The 19809-nt window shown below is 56.9% G+C and carries 17 protein-coding genes; 6 read left to right on the plus strand and 11 right to left on the minus strand.

Annotated elements, in window-relative coordinates; all coding sequences use genetic code 11:
* The first annotated feature begins 97 nt into the window (after window positions 1–97).
* On the plus strand, window positions 98–2194 hold the full coding sequence (gene recG, locus LC531_RS02280) for an ATP-dependent DNA helicase RecG (protein WP_223648710.1): 2097 nt from the start codon (window positions 98–100) through the stop codon (window positions 2192–2194).
* Between the two features lie 57 nt (window positions 2195–2251).
* Here recG and LC531_RS02285 read toward each other — a convergent pair whose 3' ends face one another.
* On the minus strand, window positions 2252–2491 hold the full coding sequence (locus LC531_RS02285; protein WP_223648711.1) for a hypothetical protein: 240 nt from the start codon (window positions 2489–2491) through the stop codon (window positions 2252–2254).
* A gap of 340 nt (window positions 2492–2831) precedes the next feature.
* Here LC531_RS02285 and LC531_RS02290 point away from each other — a divergent pair, with 340 nt between their 5' ends.
* Window positions 2832–4298 carry a hypothetical protein gene (locus LC531_RS02290; protein ID WP_223648712.1) on the plus strand — a complete coding sequence of 489 codons (1467 nt, stop codon included), beginning with the start codon at window positions 2832–2834 and terminating at the stop codon, window positions 4296–4298.
* A gap of 207 nt (window positions 4299–4505) precedes the next feature.
* Here LC531_RS02290 and LC531_RS02295 read toward each other — a convergent pair whose 3' ends face one another.
* The 6 genes from LC531_RS02295 to LC531_RS02320 form a co-directional block, all read right to left on the minus strand.
* Entirely contained in the window at window positions 4506–6293 is a 1788-nt protein-coding gene (locus LC531_RS02295; RefSeq protein WP_223648713.1) for an acyl-CoA dehydrogenase family protein, read from the minus strand.
* 166 nt (window positions 6294–6459) lie between these two features.
* Window positions 6460–6789 carry a 50S ribosome-binding protein YggL gene (locus LC531_RS02300; protein ID WP_223648714.1) on the minus strand — a complete coding sequence of 110 codons (330 nt, stop codon included), beginning with the start codon at window positions 6787–6789 and terminating at the stop codon, window positions 6460–6462.
* A 104-nt stretch (window positions 6790–6893) separates the two neighbouring features.
* On the minus strand, window positions 6894–8078 hold the full coding sequence (locus LC531_RS02305) for an acetyl-CoA C-acyltransferase (RefSeq protein ID WP_223648715.1): 1185 nt from the start codon (window positions 8076–8078) through the stop codon (window positions 6894–6896).
* A gap of 109 nt (window positions 8079–8187) precedes the next feature.
* Complete coding sequence (locus tag LC531_RS02310; RefSeq protein WP_223648716.1) at window positions 8188–10593, minus strand: 3-hydroxyacyl-CoA dehydrogenase/enoyl-CoA hydratase family protein; 2406 nt, start codon at window positions 10591–10593, stop codon at window positions 8188–8190.
* Window positions 10594–10683: 90 nt separating this feature from the next.
* Complete coding sequence (locus tag LC531_RS02315; protein WP_223648717.1) at window positions 10684–11157, minus strand: MarR family winged helix-turn-helix transcriptional regulator; 474 nt, start codon at window positions 11155–11157, stop codon at window positions 10684–10686.
* A 140-nt stretch (window positions 11158–11297) separates the two neighbouring features.
* A complete protein-coding gene (locus LC531_RS02320; RefSeq protein WP_223653831.1) occupies window positions 11298–13061 on the minus strand; it encodes an AMP-dependent synthetase/ligase in 1764 nt (587 codons plus the stop codon).
* A 174-nt stretch (window positions 13062–13235) separates the two neighbouring features.
* Here LC531_RS02320 and LC531_RS02325 point away from each other — a divergent pair, with 174 nt between their 5' ends.
* The 4 genes from LC531_RS02325 (at window position 13236) to LC531_RS02340 (ending at window position 16295) form a co-directional block, all read left to right on the plus strand.
* Window positions 13236–14408, plus strand: coding sequence for a formimidoylglutamase (locus LC531_RS02325; RefSeq protein WP_223648718.1), 1173 nt, complete (start codon window positions 13236–13238; stop codon window positions 14406–14408).
* Between the two features lie 50 nt (window positions 14409–14458).
* Window positions 14459–14743: a cytochrome b5 domain-containing protein gene (locus LC531_RS02330; RefSeq protein WP_223648719.1), complete on the plus strand. Its 285-nt coding sequence runs from the start codon at window positions 14459–14461 to the stop codon at window positions 14741–14743.
* Between the two features lie 75 nt (window positions 14744–14818).
* On the plus strand, window positions 14819–15619 hold the full coding sequence (gene murQ / locus LC531_RS02335) for an N-acetylmuramic acid 6-phosphate etherase (RefSeq protein ID WP_223648720.1): 801 nt from the start codon (window positions 14819–14821) through the stop codon (window positions 15617–15619).
* Between the two features lie 109 nt (window positions 15620–15728).
* A complete protein-coding gene (locus LC531_RS02340) occupies window positions 15729–16295 on the plus strand; it encodes a hypothetical protein (protein ID WP_223648721.1) in 567 nt (188 codons plus the stop codon).
* Between the two features lie 107 nt (window positions 16296–16402).
* Here the strand turns inward: LC531_RS02340 and LC531_RS02345 are convergent, their stop codons facing one another.
* The 4 genes from LC531_RS02345 to era all read right to left on the minus strand — a co-directional run bounded on the left by LC531_RS02345 (window position 16403) and on the right by era (window position 19672).
* A complete protein-coding gene (locus LC531_RS02345; protein ID WP_223648722.1) occupies window positions 16403–16696 on the minus strand; it encodes a hypothetical protein in 294 nt (97 codons plus the stop codon).
* A gap of 258 nt (window positions 16697–16954) precedes the next feature.
* On the minus strand, window positions 16955–17176 hold the full coding sequence (locus tag LC531_RS02350; RefSeq protein ID WP_223648723.1) for a hypothetical protein: 222 nt from the start codon (window positions 17174–17176) through the stop codon (window positions 16955–16957).
* A gap of 84 nt (window positions 17177–17260) precedes the next feature.
* On the minus strand, window positions 17261–18580 hold the full coding sequence (gene der, locus LC531_RS02355) for a ribosome biogenesis GTPase Der (RefSeq protein ID WP_223648724.1): 1320 nt from the start codon (window positions 18578–18580) through the stop codon (window positions 17261–17263).
* A 195-nt stretch (window positions 18581–18775) separates the two neighbouring features.
* The gene (era, locus tag LC531_RS02360; RefSeq protein WP_223648725.1) at window positions 18776–19672 is read right to left on the minus strand and encodes a GTPase Era; all 897 of its coding nucleotides are present in this window, start codon (window positions 19670–19672) and stop codon (window positions 18776–18778) included.
* Between the last annotated feature and the right edge of the window lie 137 nt (window positions 19673–19809).

Genomic DNA, 19809 nt, shown 5'->3' on the forward strand with positions numbered 1-19809 from the left:
CCTACTTGGTTGAGGTTAGTTACGCGGTAAAGATGCTTCAACAAGCTCAGCCTGACAGCATTTTAGTTTTCTATAATGCTCGCGTTCTACTTTAGAAATGAGTAATTTCTTTCAAACTAAGCTCGAAAATCTGCGGGGGGTAGGGGTGCAACGGGGGCAGCTACTAGGCAAGGAGCTGGGCCTGTTTACTTACGGCGACCTGATTCAGCGCTACCCCTTTCGCTACCTCGACCGCACGCAGTTTTATAACATTGTGGACCTGCATGATGAATTGCCTTATGTGCAGGTAAAAGGCGTGCTGCGCGGGCGGGAGGTGCTAGGAGAGGGGCCTAAAAAACGCTTGGTGGCTAAGGTAGGCGATGCCAGCGGCGAGCTGGAAGTGGTGTGGTTTAAGGGTGTAAACTACCTGGAAAAAGTCATCAAAAACCACCAGGAATACATTGTGTTCGGCAAGCCAACCATATTCAACGGCCGGCCGCAGATGGCGCACCCTGACCTGGAAGAAGTGAGCGAGCAGAAGCCCGGTCAGAGTTTTTTGCAGCCGGTGTACAACACGAGCGAGAAGCTGAAAAACTATCACCGCGTTGATAGCAAGGCGATTATGCGGATGGTGGGCGACCTGCTGAAAATTGCCCTACCCCAGGTAACCGAGACGCTCTCGCCCGCGCTTATTCAACAGTACGCGCTGCTGGATAAGGCTGCTGCCATGCAGCAGATTCATTTTCCGCAGAACCCGGAATTATTGGAAAAGGCGCGGTTTCGGCTCAAATTTGAGGAGCTTTTCTACATTCAACTCAAGCTGCTGCGCCAAAAGGACCAGCGTAAGGTGACGCTGGCGGGGCAGATTTTCAGTGACGTGCCCACGCTGGTGCATTTCTATAAGAACATCATGCCCTTCGACCTCACGGGCGCGCAGAAGCGGGTTATCCACGAGATTTATAAGGACTTTTGCAATGGCCAGCAGATGAACCGGCTCTTGCAGGGCGACGTGGGCTCGGGCAAAACTATCGTGGCTTTTATCTCGATGCTGATGGCCGCCGACAATGGCGCGCAAAGCTGCCTGATGGCCCCCACCGAAATTCTGGCCGACCAGCACTACCAGGGCCTGAAAGTGTACGCCGACCTGCTGGGCTTGAACCTGGGCAAACTCACGGGTAGCACGCGCACCAGTGAACGGCGAGTGCTGCACGAGCAGCTACGCAACGGCGAAATGCAAATGCTGGTGGGCACCCACGCCCTGCTGGAAGACGTGGTGCAGTTCCGCAACTTGGGCCTGACCATCATGGACGAGCAGCACCGCTTCGGAGTGGCGCAGCGCTCAAAATTGTGGCAGAAAAACCCGTACGTTATCCCGCACGTGCTGGTGATGACGGCCACGCCCATTCCGCGTACGCTGGCCATGACGCTCTACGGCGACCTCGACGTGAGTGTGATTGATGAGCTACCCGCCGGCCGCAAGCCCATCGTGACTGTACACCGCTACGATGCTAATCGGCTGAAAGTCTTTCAGTTTATTCGCGACCAAGTGGCGCTGGGCCGGCAGGTGTACATCGTGTACCCGCTCATCGAGGAAAGCGAAACACTAGACTACAAAGACCTGACCGACGGCTACGAAAGCGTAAGCCGGGCCTTTCCGGAGATGCAAATCAGCATCGTACACGGGCGCATGAAGGCCGAGGAAAAAGACTTCGAGATGGCTCGCTTCGTTAAAAAAGAAACCCAAATAATGGTGGCGACCACCGTTATCGAAGTCGGTGTGAACGTGCCCAATGCCTCGGTGATGGTGATTGAGAGCGCCGAGCGCTTTGGTCTCTCGCAGCTGCACCAGCTGCGGGGGCGGGTAGGGCGCGGCGCCGACCAGAGCTACTGCATCCTGATGACGGGCTATAAGCTGAGCAAAGACAGCCGCACTCGCCTCGAAACGATGGTGCGGACCAATAATGGCTTCGAAATTGCCGACATTGACCTCAAGCTGCGTGGCCCCGGCGACCTCATGGGTACCCAGCAAAGCGGCGTGCTCGACCTGCTCATCGCCGACCTGGCCAAGGATGGCCGCATCCTGAGCGAGAGCCGTGCCGCCGCCCAAGCCATTCTGCAAGACGACCCTGAGCTGGCCCGGCCCGAGCATGGGAATATCCGCCGTCATATTGAAAGCCTGCCCACCACGGCCGTCAACTGGAGCCGCATTAGTTAGGACCCGCCAAGGCATAAAAAAAGCGACCTTTGGGAAGAAAGCCGCTTTGCTTATCGATTAAAACCAGGTAATCGGCTCCGCCTTTTTGGGGTGCTGACTGACGCGAATGATAGTGGGAGAAATAGGCTGCTCGGTGGTGTAGCGCGTGAGCGGCAGGTCTTTGAAGGTACTACTGGGAAAGGCGAGTGCCACCGGTGACTTGGTGAGGCCAGCCGTGGCCGACGGGGTGGTTAGCTGCATGTAGCGACCCGCGATAATAAGGGCGAACAGGGAGCCAAGCTTAAGAAATAATTTCATAAAAAGCGGGTAGCGGCACATGCTACCTCAAAACGAGTGCCAGTTGATAGGTTATTGCGTTCGAAAAAAAGATTGAGCAACGGGTGGGATAGTTATAGAGCTAAAAAGGTAGTGTACCTTCAGGCCGGCCCTTGAACGAATAACCTCGAGTAGAGTTGCGTTGAGGGAAAGTAGCGGACAATTCAGATACGTACCTGCCAGCAAAGTTATACTATTCTGATGCAACTAAGGTGGTAGGGGTAGGCCGGGCGCGCTCCGTTGGTGGGTATCAACGGCTGCGGGGAGGTATTTTTGGGCTTCGGGGGGGCCATTGTCTATTTTTTGTTCGTATTATTTTTTTATGTACTTTTCAATTTGCGCAGCCGCACTGCTACTGGGTAGTTTGCTCAGCATAAGTACGCCGACGCTAGCTCAGAAAGTCAGGTCAGCCCCTTTTAGCTACCTGCCCGAACAGGGCGAGGACCGCTACAACCAGCGCGTGCCGCAGAAAACCCTGCCTCTGGCCGATGGTAGCGGCTTCATCATCTTGGCTCACCAGAGTGGCAGCGCCTATGCCGTGGAGCGCTACGACGCCGACCTCAAAAAGCAGTGGAGTACTACCCTGCCCGTAGCTCCCGGCGAAACTGTGGAGGCCTTCGGACGCAGCCCCGAGCAAGCGTGGGTAGTAGTGCACCGCGCCGATGAAAGCGGCCAGACCCTCACCGTGGAGCCTGTGGCGCTGAGCGGCGGGCAAAAGGGCACGCCCACGGTACTCATTCGGGCCGGAGCCCGCGACCGCCGCCCCGGCGTGCGCCTCTCGCCCGACGGTACCCGGCTGCTGGCCTTCCGCTATGCCACCCGCGACGAGCAGGTGCGCAGCATCGAGGGCACGCTCTACGACCAGAAGCTGGGCAAAATCTTGGACCGCACCTATGATTTTCGGGACCAAGGCGACTTTTTTACGCCTAATATCTTGCTGGCCAACGACGGTACGCAGTACGTAACGCTGCTCGGCGATGGTCTCAAAAAAGTAAGCGTACGCCGCTACCCTCCCACGCCCGACCAAGTGGGCATCCCTACCGCCATCCCGGTAATGGGCGTGCCGGTAGGCGGCACGTTCGGCGGCCAGCCCATTACCATCCGCGACGCCCGGTTCTCCTTGCAGCCCGATGGCCAGATATATGCCGCCGCGCTTTGCGCTAATTACAATACGGGCGAGTTAACGAGCCTCAAAATCGTGCGCTTCGATTTCGCTGCCAACCAGTTGAAATTCGCCGATGAATTACCCTTCGCCCCCACCTTTTTGGCTGAAGTCAGCAAAGCCACCGGTACCGAAACCAAGCGTCTGACTGATATCTACCTGGCCGAAATGCTGCTGACGGAGGATAAAAACCTGGTGGTGGTGGCTGAGCGCCATTACGAGGAGGGTGGCCCTGAACTTCCCGTGCACGCCCGCGAATTGTACGCTTTTGGCTATAGCCCCTATTTGAAGCCGGTCTGGCACCTTATCGTGCCCAAAGACCAAGTGGCCCCGGCCATAGACAGCTACACCGGCATCGGCTACCGCGCTGCCGTCTTTGGCGAAGATTTGCAGCTGCTGACTCTGGAAACCTTGCAAGGTAAGTCGGACCTCTACCTGCGCCATGTGCAGGTGCCCACCGGCGTTATTAGCGCCCCGCAGCGCCTCAAACTCAACGTGGCTAACGACCAGCAACTAGCTTACGTCAAAGATTTCACGACGTGGCTTGGCCCCAAAACTATCATCGGCGTGAGCCGCCCCAGCAAAAAATCAGCAGCCTTGCAGCTGAACGAAGTGAAACTCAAATAGACCGCAGACTCAAACGGATTTAACTGATACGCCGCTTGCGCGGCTGACTTTTTTGGAGTAATACTGGCTGAATATTCGGATGAACAAAAAGATGCAAATAGACCAGGGCTGCTCGTGAGAGCAGCCCTGGTCTATTTGCATTAGCCAGCAGTCAGCCGCATAAGCGGCGTATCTGTGAAATCAGTTAAATCCGTTTGAATCTGCGGTCTAGTAGCAGTATTCGTTGGCTTCGATGAGGCCGGCGGCCACGCGGCGGCGGGCATCTTTCACATTGAAAAGGTCAGGCTTGGTGAAGCGTTTGAGGCCCATGCTCAGCAGGCGCTGCTCGTCGCCTTCGGTCATGCTGGCGATGGCTTCGCGGCCCGATTTTTCTACTAGGTCGATGGCGTCGGAGAGGTACACGCGGGCCATATCGAGCTGTTGGGCCAGGGCAGCCTCGCCTTTGGCGGCGATTTCCTTCTCCACGCGCAGCAGCACGCTTTCGGCGGTGTAGGTTTTAATGGCCATATCGGCGATATTCATTAGCACTTCCTGCTCCTTGGCGAGCGAGTTCATGTATTTTTGCACGGCCGTGCCAGCTACCATCAGGATGGCCTTTTTCATGTTGGCAATGGCTTTTCTCTCGCTAGCGAAGGCTGAGTCGTCGCTCTCGCCCATGCTCGGGATGCTCATCAACTCCTGCTGCACAGCCTGGGCCGGACCCATGAGGTCGATTTCGCCTTTCAGACCCTTCTTCAGAATCATATCGACGGCCAGCATTCGGTTGATTTCGTTGGTGCCCTCGAAAATCCGGTTGATACGCGAGTCACGGTAGTTGCGGTCCATTGGGTAGTCGGCCGAAAAACCATAGCCACCGTAAATCTGTACGCCCTCATCGGTCACGTAATCAAGTACTTCCGAGCCCTCTACTTTCAAAATAGCGCACTCCACGGCAAACTCGCGGGCTGCGCCCAGCAAGGCTTCGTTGGTGCCCAGGCCGCTAGCCAGCAACTCCTGCTCCTTGCGATAAATGTCCTCGCCAGCGCGGTAAATGGCCGATTCTACGGCGTACATCCGAATGGCCTGCTGCGCCAGCTTATAGCGAATCGCGCCAAACTTCGAGATGGGCAGCTTGAACTGCACGCGCTCATTGGCGTACTTCACGCTCTGCGTGGCCGTTGCCTTCGCGCCGCCCAGGCAAGCCGCCGCCAACTTGACGCGGCCGATATTCAGCACATTAAAGGCAATGAGGTGGCCCTTGCCAATCTCACCTAGTACGTTTTCCTTGGGCACCTGCGCATCGCTCAAAAATACCTGGCGCGTCGAAGAACCCTTGATGCCCATCTTGTGCTCCTCGTTGCCGAGGCTCAGGCCAGGCGTGTCCTTGTCCACGATAAAGCCCGTGAACTGCTCGCCATCAATCTTGGCAAATACGATAAACACGTCGGCAAAGCCAGCGTTGGTAATCCACATCTTCTGGCCGTTTAGCACGTAGTGCGTGCCTTCGGCATTCAGCACGGCTTTGGTCTTCGCGCCCAGCGCGTCGGACCCCGAGCCGGGCTCCGTCAGGCAGTAAGCGCCCATCAGGGTGCCATCCGTGAGGCCGGGAATGTATTTTTGCTTCTGCGCATCAGTGCCGAAATACAGAATTGGTAGCAGGGCAATGCCCGTGTGCGCCGCAAAGGCCACCGGAAACGAGTTGCCGCCGCCTACCCCCTCCGTCACGCGCAACGCGGTCGGAAAGTCCATATCGAGACCGCCAAACTGCACTGGCACGCTCACCCCAAATAGGCCGAGTTGACCCGCCTTTTCCATCAGGCCGCGCATGAGGCCCTCCTCGTGGTTGTCGAGGCGCTCCAGCAGCGGGTGCACCTCAGCCACCAGGAAATCCAGGCAGGTCTGGTACATCATGTTCTGCTCCTCCGTGAAGTCGGCGGGCGTGAAAACGTCTTGAGCCTCAGTAGGCTTGATGATGAATTCGCCGCCTTTCACGACGGCTTTGTTCGATACTTCCATGATGGTACTTAGAATAAGGTGGGAGTGAAACTGTTAGGCGTGCCGAGTATATTATAACAACGCACTGCCCGAATTAGTGTTGCAAGATAAGTAAAAAATGTTAGGCGTGCCGACTATTTATTGGAAAGAAAACCCCGATGAATGGGGTTTTATCAATTTGACTCAACTAGTGAAAGAAAGGATGCCAGTCTACAGTTGGCGGGCCAATTCTGAAGTTTTTCACTTCGAGTTGTTGCTGTAACCAATCCCTTATTAAACGACGGTCGGACTCCTTAATTGATGGTACAGGAATCTTATTGTAGTTGGTAAAAATTGAGAAGTCGTTTATCGCCCCTTCAACATACAAGCCATTTGCCTCAACAAAAGATGTCAACTTATGCCAGAAAGGGTAAGAGCTTTTAGTATCGTCAGTGAGAAAATTTAGGTAAAGACCTACCGAAAACCCAGTTCTCTGAAACTCTCTAATTTTTAGCTTCTTACGTAGTCGCTTTTTCATGTCTTAGGGAAATTCGTCCGTTGTGCTGGCGAAGGAAGCATCTTATCCAATATGTGAACCTGATAAGATGCTTCCTTCGTCAGCATGACAGACGGGGGTAGGGCCTACTTCAGCAGCTCATAAATCCCTGCTACGCCCTGGCCGCCGCCCACGCAGGCGGTGACGATGCCGTACTTCTGGCCCCGGTCGCGCAGCTCATCGAAGAGTTGGATGCTCAGCTTGGCGCCCGAGCAGCCCAGTGGGTGGCCCAGCGCGATGGCGCCGCCGTTCACGTTTAGCTTTTCAGTGTTGATGCCCAACTCGCGCACCACGGCCAGCGACTGCGAGGCGAAGGCCTCGTTCAGTTCGAACAAGTCAATGTCTGCCAACTTCATACCGGCCTGGCGTAGGGCTTTCGGCACGGCCGCAATCGGGCCCATGCCCATGATGCGCGGGTCGACGCCCTCGGTAGCGTAGGTGACCATGCGGGCGATGGGCTCCAGGTTCAGCTCCTTCACCATGCGCTCGCTCATTACCAGCACGAAGGCCGCGCCGTCGGAGGTTTGCGACGAGTTGCCGGCCGTAACCGAGCCGTTGGCGGCGAACACGGGGCGCAGGCGGGCCAGCGCCTCGATAGACGTATCGGCGCGAGGACCTTCGTCGGTATCGACTACGTAGGAGCGGTTTTTCTTCTTGCCGGTGGCTTGGTCGAGGTAGGTTTCCTCTACCGTGATGGGCACGATGCTCTTAGCAAACTTGCCTTCCTTGATAGCCTTGATAGCTTTCTGGTGCGAGTTGTAGGAAAATTCGTCCTGGTCCTGGCGGCTGATTTTGTAGTCGTTGGCCACGGCTTCGGCGGTGAGGCCCATGCCCATGTAGTAGTCGGGGTGCTCGTTGGCGAGCTTGTAGTTGGGCACGGTTTTCCAGCCTACGGTGGGCACCATGCTCATGCTTTCGGTGCCGCCCGCGATGATGCACTCGGCCATGCCAGCCGTGATTTTGCCCACGGCCATGGCAATGGTTTCCACGCCCGAGCCGCAGTAGCGGTTCACGATGAGGCCCGGCACGTTGATAGGCAGCGCGAGCAGCGAGATGAGGCGGCCCATTTGCAGGCCCTGCTCGGCTTCGGGCACGGCGTTGCCCACAATCACGTCGTCGACGCGGCTGGGGTCCAGGGCCGGCACCGACTTCACGAGGTGCTTGATAACCTCGGCCGCCAGGTCGTCGGGGCGGGTGAAACGGAAGACGCCACGCGGCGCTTTGCCAACGGCCGTGCGAAAGCCGGCCACGATATATGCGGTATTAGCCATGATACTATGGGTGGGATTTTTTTCGCACAGAGTTAAAGGAGGAAAAAGGAGTTTCACTGAGAAAACTCTTAAAAACTCCCTTTTCCTCCTTTAACTCTGTGCTAAATAATTAATTACGCAACGGTTTGCCAGTGGTCAAAATCGACTGAATCCGCTCCAGCGTCTTGCGCTCGCCGCAGAGCGAGAGGAACGCCTCGCGCTCCAAATCCAGCAGGTACTGCTCGCTCACCTCGGTAGGGGAGGAGAGGTCGCCGCCGCACATTACGTAGGCCAACTTATTGGCAATCAGCTCATCGTGCTTCGAGATGTAATTGCCCTGCTGCATGGCGTACACGCCGGTGCGGAACATGGCAATGGCGCCCTTGCCGTGCACCTTGATGTTGGTTTTCTGGTTGGGCTGCGAGTAGCCGGCGTCGGCCAGCTCGGTGGCGGCGGCCTTGGCCTGGGCAATTACCCGGTTGGGATTCACCACCACCTCGTCGCCCCGGCGCAGGAAGCCCAGGTCGAATGCCTCGGCGGCCGAAGTCGAAACCTTGGCCGTGCTGATGGTCATGTAGGTGTTGCGCAGCAGGTTGAATTCGGGCTCGCCGTCCTCGTACTTGAGGGCCGTGCGCAGCGTCATCTCCTTGGTGCCGCCGCCGCCGGGTATCAAACCCACGCCGAATTCTACGAGGCCGATGTACGATTCGGCCGAGGCTACTACCTTGTCGCAGTGCAGGTTGAGCTCGCAGCCGCCGCCCAGCGTGAGGCCGTGCGGGGTGCCCACCACCGGAATGCTGCTGTAGCGCATCCGCATCATGGCCTGCTGAAACTGCTGAATCATCATGTTCAACTCGTCAAATTCCTGCTCCAGCGCCTGCATGTACACGAGGCCTAAGTTGGCCCCGGCCGAGAAGTTCGGCGCGTCGTTGCCCACCACGAGGCCGCGGTAGCCGGCTTCGGCCATCTCTACCCCCTTCAAAAGGCCCTGAATCACGTCGGTGCCGAGCGAGTTCATCTTAGAGTGAAACTCTACGTTCAGAATCCCGTCGCCCAGGTCGATAACTGAGGCCCCGGCGTTCTTCCACAGCACCTTGCCACTGGCCCGCAGGTTGTCGAGAATAATGAAATTCTCCACGCCCGCCACTGGCTGGTAAGCTTTGCTCGCCTTGTCGTAAAACTTGCGGGTGCCGTTCTCGACCTTGTAAAAGGTCTGATTGCCAGCGGCTAGCATTTCCTCCACCCACGGCGCTACGGTGCGCCCGGCGGCCTTGGCCAGCCCTACCCCTGCTTCTACGCCCAAAGCGTCCCAAGTCTCAAACGGCCCCAGCTCCCAGCCAAAGCCGGCGCGCAGCGCATCGTCAATCTTATACAGCTGGTCGGCGATTTCGGGAATGCGGTTGCTCACGTAGGCGAACAGGCTGCCGAAACTCAGGCGGTAAAACTCGCCGGCCTTGTCTTTGCCCGTTACCAACACCTTGAAGCGGTCGGCCAGCTTATCAATGCTCTTGGTGAGCTCCAGCGTGGCAAACTTCACCTTCTGCGAAGGCTTATATTCCAGCGTGTTGAGGTCGAGCGCGTGGATTTCCGACTTGCCGTCCGCACCCTTCACTTTCTTGTAGAAGCCCTGGCCGGTTTTGTCGCCCAGCCACTTGCTCTCGCCCATTTTCTGCACGAAATCGGGCAGCACAAACACGTCCTTGGCCTCGTCGTCGGGCAGGCCCTGGGCCAGGCCGTTGGCTACGTTGATGGTCGTATCGAGACCCACCACGTCGGAGGTGCGCAGTGTGGCCGACTTGGCGTGGCCGATAATCGGGCCGGTGAGCTTGTCGGTTTCCTCCACCGTCAGGCCCAGCTTCTGCATGGTTTGCATGGCGTCGAGTAGGGCAAATACGCCCACGCGGTTGGCGATGAAGCCCGGCGTGTCTTTGGCCAATACCACCGTTTTGCCCAGGTACAAATCGCCGTAATGCAACAGGAAATCAACCACTTCCGGCTTCGTGTTGGGGGTAGGGATGATTTCGAGCAGCTTCAAATACCGCGGCGGATTGAAGAAGTGCGTGCCCGCGAAGTTTTCCTTAAAATCCTCTGAGCGGCCTTCGGCCAGCAGGTGAATCGGGATGCCCGAGGTGTTGCTCGTAATGAGCGTACCCTTCTTGCGAAATTGCTCTACGCGCTCGTAGAGGCTCTTTTTAATATCGAGCCGCTCTACGACCACTTCAATTACCCAGTCGCACGACGCAATTTCCTGGAGGTTATCATCGAAGTTGCCGGTCTTGATGCGGCTCACCTCACTCTTGCGGTAGAGCGGCGACGGATTGGCCACCACGGCCGCCTGCAAGGCGCTGTTTACGATGCGGTTGCGTACAGCGGGCGCGTCCAACTTCAGGCCTTTTTTCTCCTCATCGGCCGTCAATTCCTTCGGCGCGATGTCGAGCAGCAGCACCGGCACGCCGATGTTGGCGAAGTGGCAGGCAATGCGCGAGCCCATTACGCCGGAGCCCAGCACGGCAACTTTCTTGATTGTGCGTTTCATATAGAAGTAGCGCGGACTTGGTAGTCCGCGTTGGGTGGGGTAGTATACCTGTTAATCGAGCGCAACGTGGACTACCAAGTCCGCGCTGCGTCAGGCCGCTTCCGTGCGCAGCGGCTTCAGTTCAAAATCATCGAAGAGCGTTTTACCCTCAATCATGCTCGTAATCTGGCTGGCCACCTTGAAAAAGGTATCAAGCTGGCTCTGCGAGATTTTGTCGCGGATTTTCAAGTTGAAATGCCGCACCGTCTGGCGCGAAACTTCTTTCTTCTCTAGCCCCAACTCGGTTAGAAAAATGCGCACCGAGCGTTTGTCCTGGGTGTCAGCCTGCTTATAAATCAGGCCCTTCTCCTCCATACTGCGCAGGATGCGCGTGAGCGAGCGGGTTTCGAGGCCCAGCAGCGGCGCGATTTTGGTGGCCGGCGTACCCAACTCCTGGTCAATATTGAGGAGCACGAAGCCGATACTCGTCGTGATGTCGTAGCGCGCGGCTTGCGCGTTATACATCCGCGAAATGGCGTGCCAGGCCACTTTTATGTTGTAGTCAACGGTTTCTTCGGGTTTCATATCGCAGTGAAAGTGCGGTAAACATACGAAGAAATTTGTTAGGCTTGCATACTATGTTGAGCAGGTGTAGGGTAGGCTACAGCCTGCCGCCAGCTCGCCATATGCGAGACTGTTTCCGGCAGGCTATAGCCTACCCTACGCTACTTATACAGGCCCTCGATAATATCCTTATTATTCTCCGTTATCACCTTGCGCTTCACCTTCATAGTGGGCGTTAGTTCGCCGGTTTCTACAGTCCATTGCTCGGGCAGAAGCACCGATTTTTTCACTTGTTCCCACTGCGCGAAGCCTTGGTTGTACTTACTCACCAGCTCATGGTAGAGCTTAATTACCTGCTCATGTTGCACCAGCTCAGTATTTGAGCCGGCCGTCACCCCGTTTTTGCTCGCCCATTTTTTCAGCTCGTCAAACGCGGGAATAATGAGCGCGCCGGCAAACTTCTGGTCGGCCCCCACTACCATCATCTGCTCGATGAAGGGGTCCTCTTTCATCTTATTCTCAATAACTTGTGGGGCAATGTACTTACCGCCGCTGGTCTTAAACATCTCCTTTTTGCGGTCGGTAATCTTGAGAAAGCGGCCGTTCACAAACTCGCCAATGTCGCCGGTGTGAAACCAGCCATCCGCATCAATAGCCTCGGCCGTTTGCTCGGGCTTGTTGTAGTAGCCCAGCATCACGGACGACGACCGGGTAAGAATTTCGCCATCGGCGGCAATTTTTACCTCCATATGCTCGATGAGCGGACCCACCGCGCCAATCATATTATCCTTGGCCTCATAGCCGTTCACACTAATCACGGGCGAGGTTTCGGTGAGGCCGTAGCCCTCCATTACCCGGATGCCAGCCGCCCAGAACACCCGCGCCAAGCGCGGCTGCAAGGCCCCGCCGCCGCTCACAATGCAGCGCAGATTGCCGCCCAGCGCCTCGCGCCATTTATTGAAAATGAGCTTATTAGCCAACGCTAATTCGGTATTATACAGAAAACCCTGGTCTTTCTGCGTGTCGTATTTCAGGCCTAAGTCCAGGGCCCAGAAAAAGAGCTTGTGCTTAATACCGGTTTGCTCGTGGCCCTTGGCCACGATGCGGTCGTACACTTTTTCAAGCAGGCGCGGCACGGTAGTAAAGATGCTCGGCTTCACCTCGCGCAGGTTGTCGGCGATGGTTTCCATGCTCTCAGCGTAGTAGATACTCACGCCGTGCATCAGGTATAAATACGTTACCATACGCTCGAAAATATGGCACAAAGGCAAGAAACTCAAAGCTTTATCTTCTTGGCCTACGGGCACGGCCACCGACGAGTTGCGGCAGTTGCTGAGTAGGTTCTCGTGGCTGAGCATCACGCCCTTGGGCTGGCCGGTGGTGCCGCTGGTGTAGATGAGCGTGAGCAGGTCGCCAGGCAGCACGGCGGCTTTAAGCGGCTCCAGGTCAGCGGGGTTGCCTTGGCGGCCCAGTTCCAGCAGTTCGCTGAAGTGCCGGCCGCTGCCGACTTTATCAAACGTAAACACGTTTTCGGCCGGAATGTCGAGGTCCGCCGTGGCCTCTTTTACTTTATCGTAGAGGTGCTGGTCGGACACGAACACTGCCCGCACACCCGCGTCGGTGAAAATGTACTTGTAATCCTCGACCGTAATGCTCGGGTACATGGGTACACTCACTGCCCCTAGCTGCGCAATGCCAAAGTCGGCAAGCAGCCACTCGGGCCGGTTCATGCTGATAATGGCGACTTTATCCCCTTTTTTAAGTCCTAATTTGAGCAGGCCCAGGCTTACCAGGTTGGTTTGCTCCTGCACCTGCTGCGTGCTTAGGGGCTCGTAGTGGCCATTGATTTTGGCGGCGAGGGAGTCGGACTTCGGGAAGCTTTCGAGCTGAGCGGCGATAATATCAAACGAGCGGCGGGCGAGCATGGGCACGAGGGCGAGGAGGGGGTAGGGAATTGCGAGGCTAAATAAACGAGGTTTTGGCCAAAGTCAAGTGATAATGAACCGCCAGGCCAAGCGCGGGCTGACTGATTTGGCGGGGGTAGGGCGTATTTTTGGGCTCGCTCGCCGCGGCCTGCCGCGAGTTTTGAGCACCGACGCATGAATCTGGCCCTCTATTTTGACCCGCTACCCGAGGCGCTGACTACCCCCGCCGCCGTGCCCACCAGCGTGGGAGCCTACGTAACCAGCTTTGGCGAAACCTTTCCCAACTGGCGCGCGGCCGACCTGGCACTCATTGGTCTCGATGAGTGGCGCGGCACGGTGGCCGGCGCGCCCGCCCAGCACGGGGCCAACCGCGTGCGCGAACGCCTCTACCAGCTCCAAAAAGGCAACCGCCCGCTACGGCTCGTGGACCTGGGCAACCTACGCCCCGGCCTCACCCTGGAAGACACCTACCAGCGCCTGCGCGAAATCGTGGCCGCGCTGCTCGAAGCCAATACGGTGCCGCTGCTGCTGGGTGGTGGCCACGACCTCGACTATGGCCAGTTTCTGGCGTATGAGGCGCTGGGCCAGTCCATTAACTTTGCCGTAGTTGACGCGCAGCCCGATATGCTACGGCCCAACCCCGGCACGCCGGCCGAGCACAGCCACTTGCGCCGCCTGCTCATGCACACGCCCAACTTCGTGTTTAGCTGCGCGCACCTGGGCCACCAACAGTACCTCACGCCGCCCGAAATCCTGGCCGCGTTCGAGAAGCTGCACTTCGAAACGATGAGCGTGGGCGAACTGCGCCGCGACCACACCCGTGCTGAGCCCGCCCTGCGCCAGGCCAATTTCTTGAGCTTCGACATCGCCGCTCTGCGCTGGCAGGACGCGCCCGGCTACTACCCCGCCAGCCCCTTTGGCCTGGGTAATGAAGATGCGGCGCAGCTCTGCTGGTACGCGGGCCACAACGAGCAGCTGACCTCCCTCGGCCTCTACGGCTACCGGCCCGACCACGACCCCCACGGCCTGGCCGCCGCCACGCTGGCCACCATGCTCTGGTATTTTATGGAGGGCTATTACCACCGGCGGCCCGAAACGGGCTTTGGTACCTACCGCTTCCTCACCTACACGCTGGTGCTACCCGGTAAAGCCCACGGCGAGCCCTCCGAGCTGGTCTTTTATAAATCGCGCCGCCTCGATACCGATAATAAATGGTGGATGGAAGTCGAAAGTATGGCCGACCATTCCCTCAAACGCATCGTGCCCTGCACCCACCAGGACTACCTGCAAGCGGCCCAGGGCGACCTGCCGCAGCGCTGGGTGCGCACCCAGGCGCTGTTGGGGTAGGCGTAAATTCCTGGTTTTATTCGGTATTAACTTTTGATAAAGAGTTTATAATGAGTGAGAAAAATAAGGCTGGTAACCAAGAACCAGGAACTGCGAACCAGGAGTTGAAAACCTACACCCGCAGCCAATTGGCGCTGCGCAATGGGCAGGACCGCGATGAAATCTGGGTGGCCTACCAGGGTACTATTTATGATGTGGCCCGCTCGCGCCTCTGGCAGCGGGGTAACCACTACGAGCATTGGGCCGGCCAGGACCTGACCCACGAGCTGGACGAAGACGCGCCGCACCTGGCCACGGTATTTGATAAGTTTACCATTATTGGCCGTTTAGCATAGGGTAAGCATCTAGCTTACCGTGCGTGGCTGATTCCCGCCAATGATTCAGCAAGCTAAAGCTTGCTTACCCCCCGCATGACCACTGAAACCGCTTCCGAGTACGATAACCTCGAAACCCTACCCACGGCTGCCCTGCTGGCCGGCCTGAACCAGCTCGACCAGACCGTGCCGCTGGCCGTGCAAAAGGCCCTACCCCAGGTCGAGCGGCTGGTGGAAGCCGTGGTGGCCCGGCTGCGGGCCGGCGGGCGGCTCTTCTACATTGGGGCGGGTACCAGCGGCCGGCTGGGGGTAGTGGATGCTTCAGAATGCCCGCCCACGTTCGGAGTACCCGCCGGGCTGGTGGTGGGCATTATGGCTGGCGGCGACGGGGCCATTCGCCAGGCCGTGGAGGGTGCGGAGGACAACGCTACGCAGGCGTGGGTTGATTTACAAGCATTTAACGCTAATGAGAAGGACGTTTTGGTGGGTATCGCCGCCTCGGGGCGTACGCCCTACGTGGTGGGCGGCCTGCAAGCGGCGCGGGCGGCCGGGCTGGCCACCGGCTGCGTGGTCTGCAACGCAGGTTCGGTGGTAGCGGCGGCCTGCGAGTTTCCGGTGGAAGTCGTGACCGGCCCCGAGTTTGTCACGGGCAGCACCCGCCTCAAGGCCGGTACTGCCCAAAAGCTGGTGCTCAATATGTTGACCACGGCCACCTTTATCCGGCTGGGCCGCGTGCGGGGCAATAAAATGGTGGATATGCAGCTCAGCAACGACAAGCTCGTGGCGCGCGGCCAGCGAATGCTGATGGATGAGCTAGCCATTCCAGCCGCCGCGGCCGCCGCGCTGCTCCGGCAGCACGGCTCGGTGCGGGCGGCTCTGGCAGCCCATACTTCATAATAATTAGGCTTGATAATCAGCCGGAAGCAGGCCGCCGCGCAGCCCTGGCCGAACGATTCGGGCAGGGTAGGGTTTTGCTAAGCGGCTCGCCTGCGCCCGCCCCCTTGCTATGCATACCATCGAACCCTACTACAACTGGATTGAGCAGTACTCGGCTGCTGAAGACCCGCGCTCCCCGCTCTTCGGGGTCGAATATAGCCTCGATACGTACAGCAATACCATCTACGGGTATTACATTCATCCCCAATGGGATAGCTTGGAGTCAGATACGCTGTTTTTCAAGATTCTGTGGGCCGACTACGACGATGGAGTTGCTATCCTGGAGTTTATCGGCGAGTGGAACGATGCCATTGAAAACGACATCATGCAGCTTAAGCGCAATATTCTGGACGTGCTGGTGCACGAAGGTATCCGGCGCTTTATTCTCATTGGCGAGAACGTATTCAACTTTCACGGCTCCGACGACAGCTACTACGAGGAGTGGTTTGAGGAAGTAGAGGAGGGCTGGATTGCGGGTATTAATTTTCAGGACCACGTGCGCCGCGAAATGGCGCAGTACAGCCTCGACCACTACATTAACTTTGGCGGGCAGCTCGACGACCTAGCCTGGCGCACCTACGAGCCACGCCGTTTGCTCGAAGAAGTCGAAGCCATTCTGCGCCACCGCCTGGGGTAGGGCAGCGCGGTTTTTTGGCTCACCAGGAGAACTGGCGTTTCCAAAAAAAGAGGGGGTAGGCCGACCACTGTCAGCCTACCCCCTCTTTGGTGCTTACCGCTACTAGGTTAGTTCTTCTTGTTTTTGCGCTCTTTGCGGGGCGTTTCCGTGGTGCCGTCTTCTTTCTCAGAGCCAGCCGCATCGGTAAGAATACGATTTTGCTCAGCTACCGTGCCTTTGTAGACTTGCGGGCCGTTCTGCCGGCGCACCTTACGGCGCTGCTTTAGCTCGGATTTGCTCATGGGAGCTTGGCCGGGAGTAGTTTGCGTAATGGCCACTGGCACAAGTGCCAACGTAGTAGCCTGGGTGTTTTTAGCGGTCGGAGTACCGGCCAGCAGCGCTGCGAGAAGGAGAGTTGTCATGGGTATTGGAATTGGGTGCGGAAAGATAAATGGAAAGTTGCACTCTTACAAGAGTGCTTCCATTAACAAAAGATTACCCCGGCTCTAAATTTACTGATATTATTTTATAAATCAGTTAGTTACTGAGCTGTTGAATTTTGCACTTACCCAGCAAAATACATGCCAATAAGCAGTTCCGGCCACGCACAAAACGGCCCCGCCCAACCAGGCGGGGCCGTTTTGTGCGTGGCCGGAACTGCTTATTCCTGGCCAAAAGAATTACTTAGGGTCTTTAGCATCAGCAGCATCGCCGATGGCTTCGCCTTTTTTATCGGCCGAGTCGCGAACGGCATCTGCCTTCTCTTCTAGCACGTCAGCTTTAGCTTCGCCTTCGGCTTTCACGGCATTGCCTTGGGCTTCCATTGCATCTTCTTTCTTGCTGTCGCAGGAAGTGAAGGAGAAGGAAGCAGCGGCCAGGGCGAGGAACAATACTTTTTTCATGAGGAAGGAAGAAAAGGGTTTTGGTGACTTTGCCCTTAATACTCGTTTAGTGTCGAGGTAACCTTAAACTTCAGGAAAAATTCATTATTTTTTGCGGAAGGCTAGGCCAATGGGTACGCCCGTAAAGTCGAAGTGCTCGCGCAGCCGGTTTTCGAGGTAGCGGGCGTAAGAATCGGGGATATACTGCGGCAGGTTGCAGAAGAAAGCAAACACTGGGTTGTGCGTGGGTAGCTGCGTAGCGTACTTGATGCGCACCATCTTGCCCTTCTGAATGGGCGGCGGGTACTTCTCAATCTCCTTCAGCATCACGTCGTTGAGCTGGGAAGTCGGGATTTTCTTGCGCTTGTTCGCATACACTTCCATGATGACTTCCAGCGCTTTGTGCACCCGCTGCTTATTGAGCACCGACACGAACAAAACGGGGGGGTAGGCGATGGGCGCGATTTTCTCCATGATTTTGGCTTCAAAATCACGGGCCGTATTCGTCTCCTTGCCCTCGATTAAGTCCCACTTATTCACCAGGATAACGATGCCCTTGCGGTTCTTGTCGGCCAGGGCGATGATGCTCACGTCCTGGGCTTCAATGCTGCGGCTGGCATCGAGCATGACCACGCACACGTCGCTGGCCTCCATAGCGCGCAGGGTACGCATGTTGGAGTAAAATTCGACGTCCTCGTTCACCCGCGCTTTGCGGCGCAGGCCAGCCGTATCGACCAGCATAAACTCATGGCCGAAAGCGCTGTATTTAGCCTCGATAGCGTCGCGGGTGGTACCGGCAATGTCGGTTACGATGCTACGCTCTTCGCCCAGCAACAAGTTGACAAACGACGACTTACCCACGTTGGGGCGGCCAAGAATGGCAATGCGCGGCAGGCCGGCATTGGGCTCTTCCTCTCCTACTTCGTCGAAGTGGCTGACAACGGCATCCAGCAATTCGCCGGTGCCCGAGCCATTCGCTGAGCTAATGGCGAATACTTCTGTATCGCCGAGGCCCAGGGCGTAAAATTCACCCGAGCCTTGGGCCCGCAAGTTGGTATCGGCCTTATTAGCAACCAGGTAAATGGGCTTTTTGCTGATGTAGCGGCGTAGCACTTCAGCAAATTCTTCGTCGAGGCCCTGCATACCAGCGTCGGCATCAACCATGAACAGGATAACGTCGGCCTCGTCGATAGCCAGCTTCACTTGGCGGTTGATTTCGCTCTCGAAAATATCGTCCGAGTTGTGCACGTAGCCACCCGTGTCAATCACGGTGAAGTTGTGGCCCGTCCAGTCGCCGTAGCCGTAATGACGGTCGCGGGTCACCCCGCTCTGGTTGTCCATAATGGCCTGGCGGCGGCCCACCAAGCGGTTAAAGAGGGTGGACTTGCCCACGTTGGGGCGGCCCACTATTGCAATGGTATTCATGTAGTTGGCTCCAGCCGCCGGCCCGACCAATGGCGCGGCAGTACCCGGAGTAGGTAGGTGAATTAAGGTCGGTATTATCTTATTGTCATGCCGACCGGAGGAAGTATCTCGCATAGTGCACTAGCTGCAAACGGTTGAGATTACTGCTGCGAGCGAGATGCTTCCCTTCGGTCGGCATGACGTTCTGTACATTGACTATTGGTAGCCGAAGCGGGCGAGCGCTTTGGCATCGGTGCGCCAGTTCTCGTTCACTTTCACGAACAATTCCAGGAACACTTTTTTCCGGAAGAATTTCTCCATTTCCTCCCGCGCCCAGGTGCCGACCTTCTTCAGCGCCTCACCCTTAGCCCCAATGATGATACCCTTCTGGCTATTGCGCTCCACGTAAATCACGCCCCGGATGCGGATAATATCGTCGTCTTCCTTAAACTCTTCGATGGTGACTTCGCAACTGTATGGCACCTCTTTTTTATAGAGCTTGAAGATTTTCTCACGTACCATTTCGGCGGCAAAAAAGCGCTCGGGCTTATCGGTCAGCTCGTCTTTGGGGTAGTAGGGCGGGTGAATGGGCAGGCTGGCCAGGGCCAGCTGCAACACGCGCTCGGTGCCGAAGGAGTTGAGGGCCGAAATGGGCAGCACGTCGGTGGCGTTGGGCAGCTGCTCTTTCCAGTAGGCGAGCTTGGCTTCTACTTCGGCTTGGTCAGCCTGGTCTATCTTATTGACCAAGATGTAGATGGGCGTGTCCACAGTATTGCGCAGGCGTTCCACCACGGGTTCTTCGTCGTGCTTTTCGTAGATGTCGGTGACGAATAAAATCACGTCTGCATCCTCCAGCGACGAGTACACGAAGGCCATCATGGCGTTGTGCAGCTCGTATTTGGGCTGAATAATGCCGGGCGTATCGGAGTAAACCAGCTGAAAATCAGCGCCGTTGAGAATGCCCAGGATGCGGTGGCGCGTGGTTTGGGCCTTGCTCGTAACGATGCTCAGGCGCTCGCCCACAAGCGCATTCATCAGCGTAGATTTGCCCACGTTGGGCTTGCCAATGATGCTGACAAAGCCGGCGCGATGCGGCGTAGGTTCGGGACTCACGATAAATATAAGTTAGGGATAGTTTTGAAAATCAGCCTGCAAAGGTACGGCGGCTTTAAGCTGTTAGCAGTTGGCGGTTATCAGATAGCTTTTTTTGTAATCGGAATGAAGCCGAAAAGCTGCCTTTTTAGTTTAGG

This window comes from Hymenobacter psoromatis, from assembly GCF_020012125.1.
Lineage (GTDB): Bacteria > Bacteroidota > Bacteroidia > Cytophagales > Hymenobacteraceae > Hymenobacter > Hymenobacter psoromatis.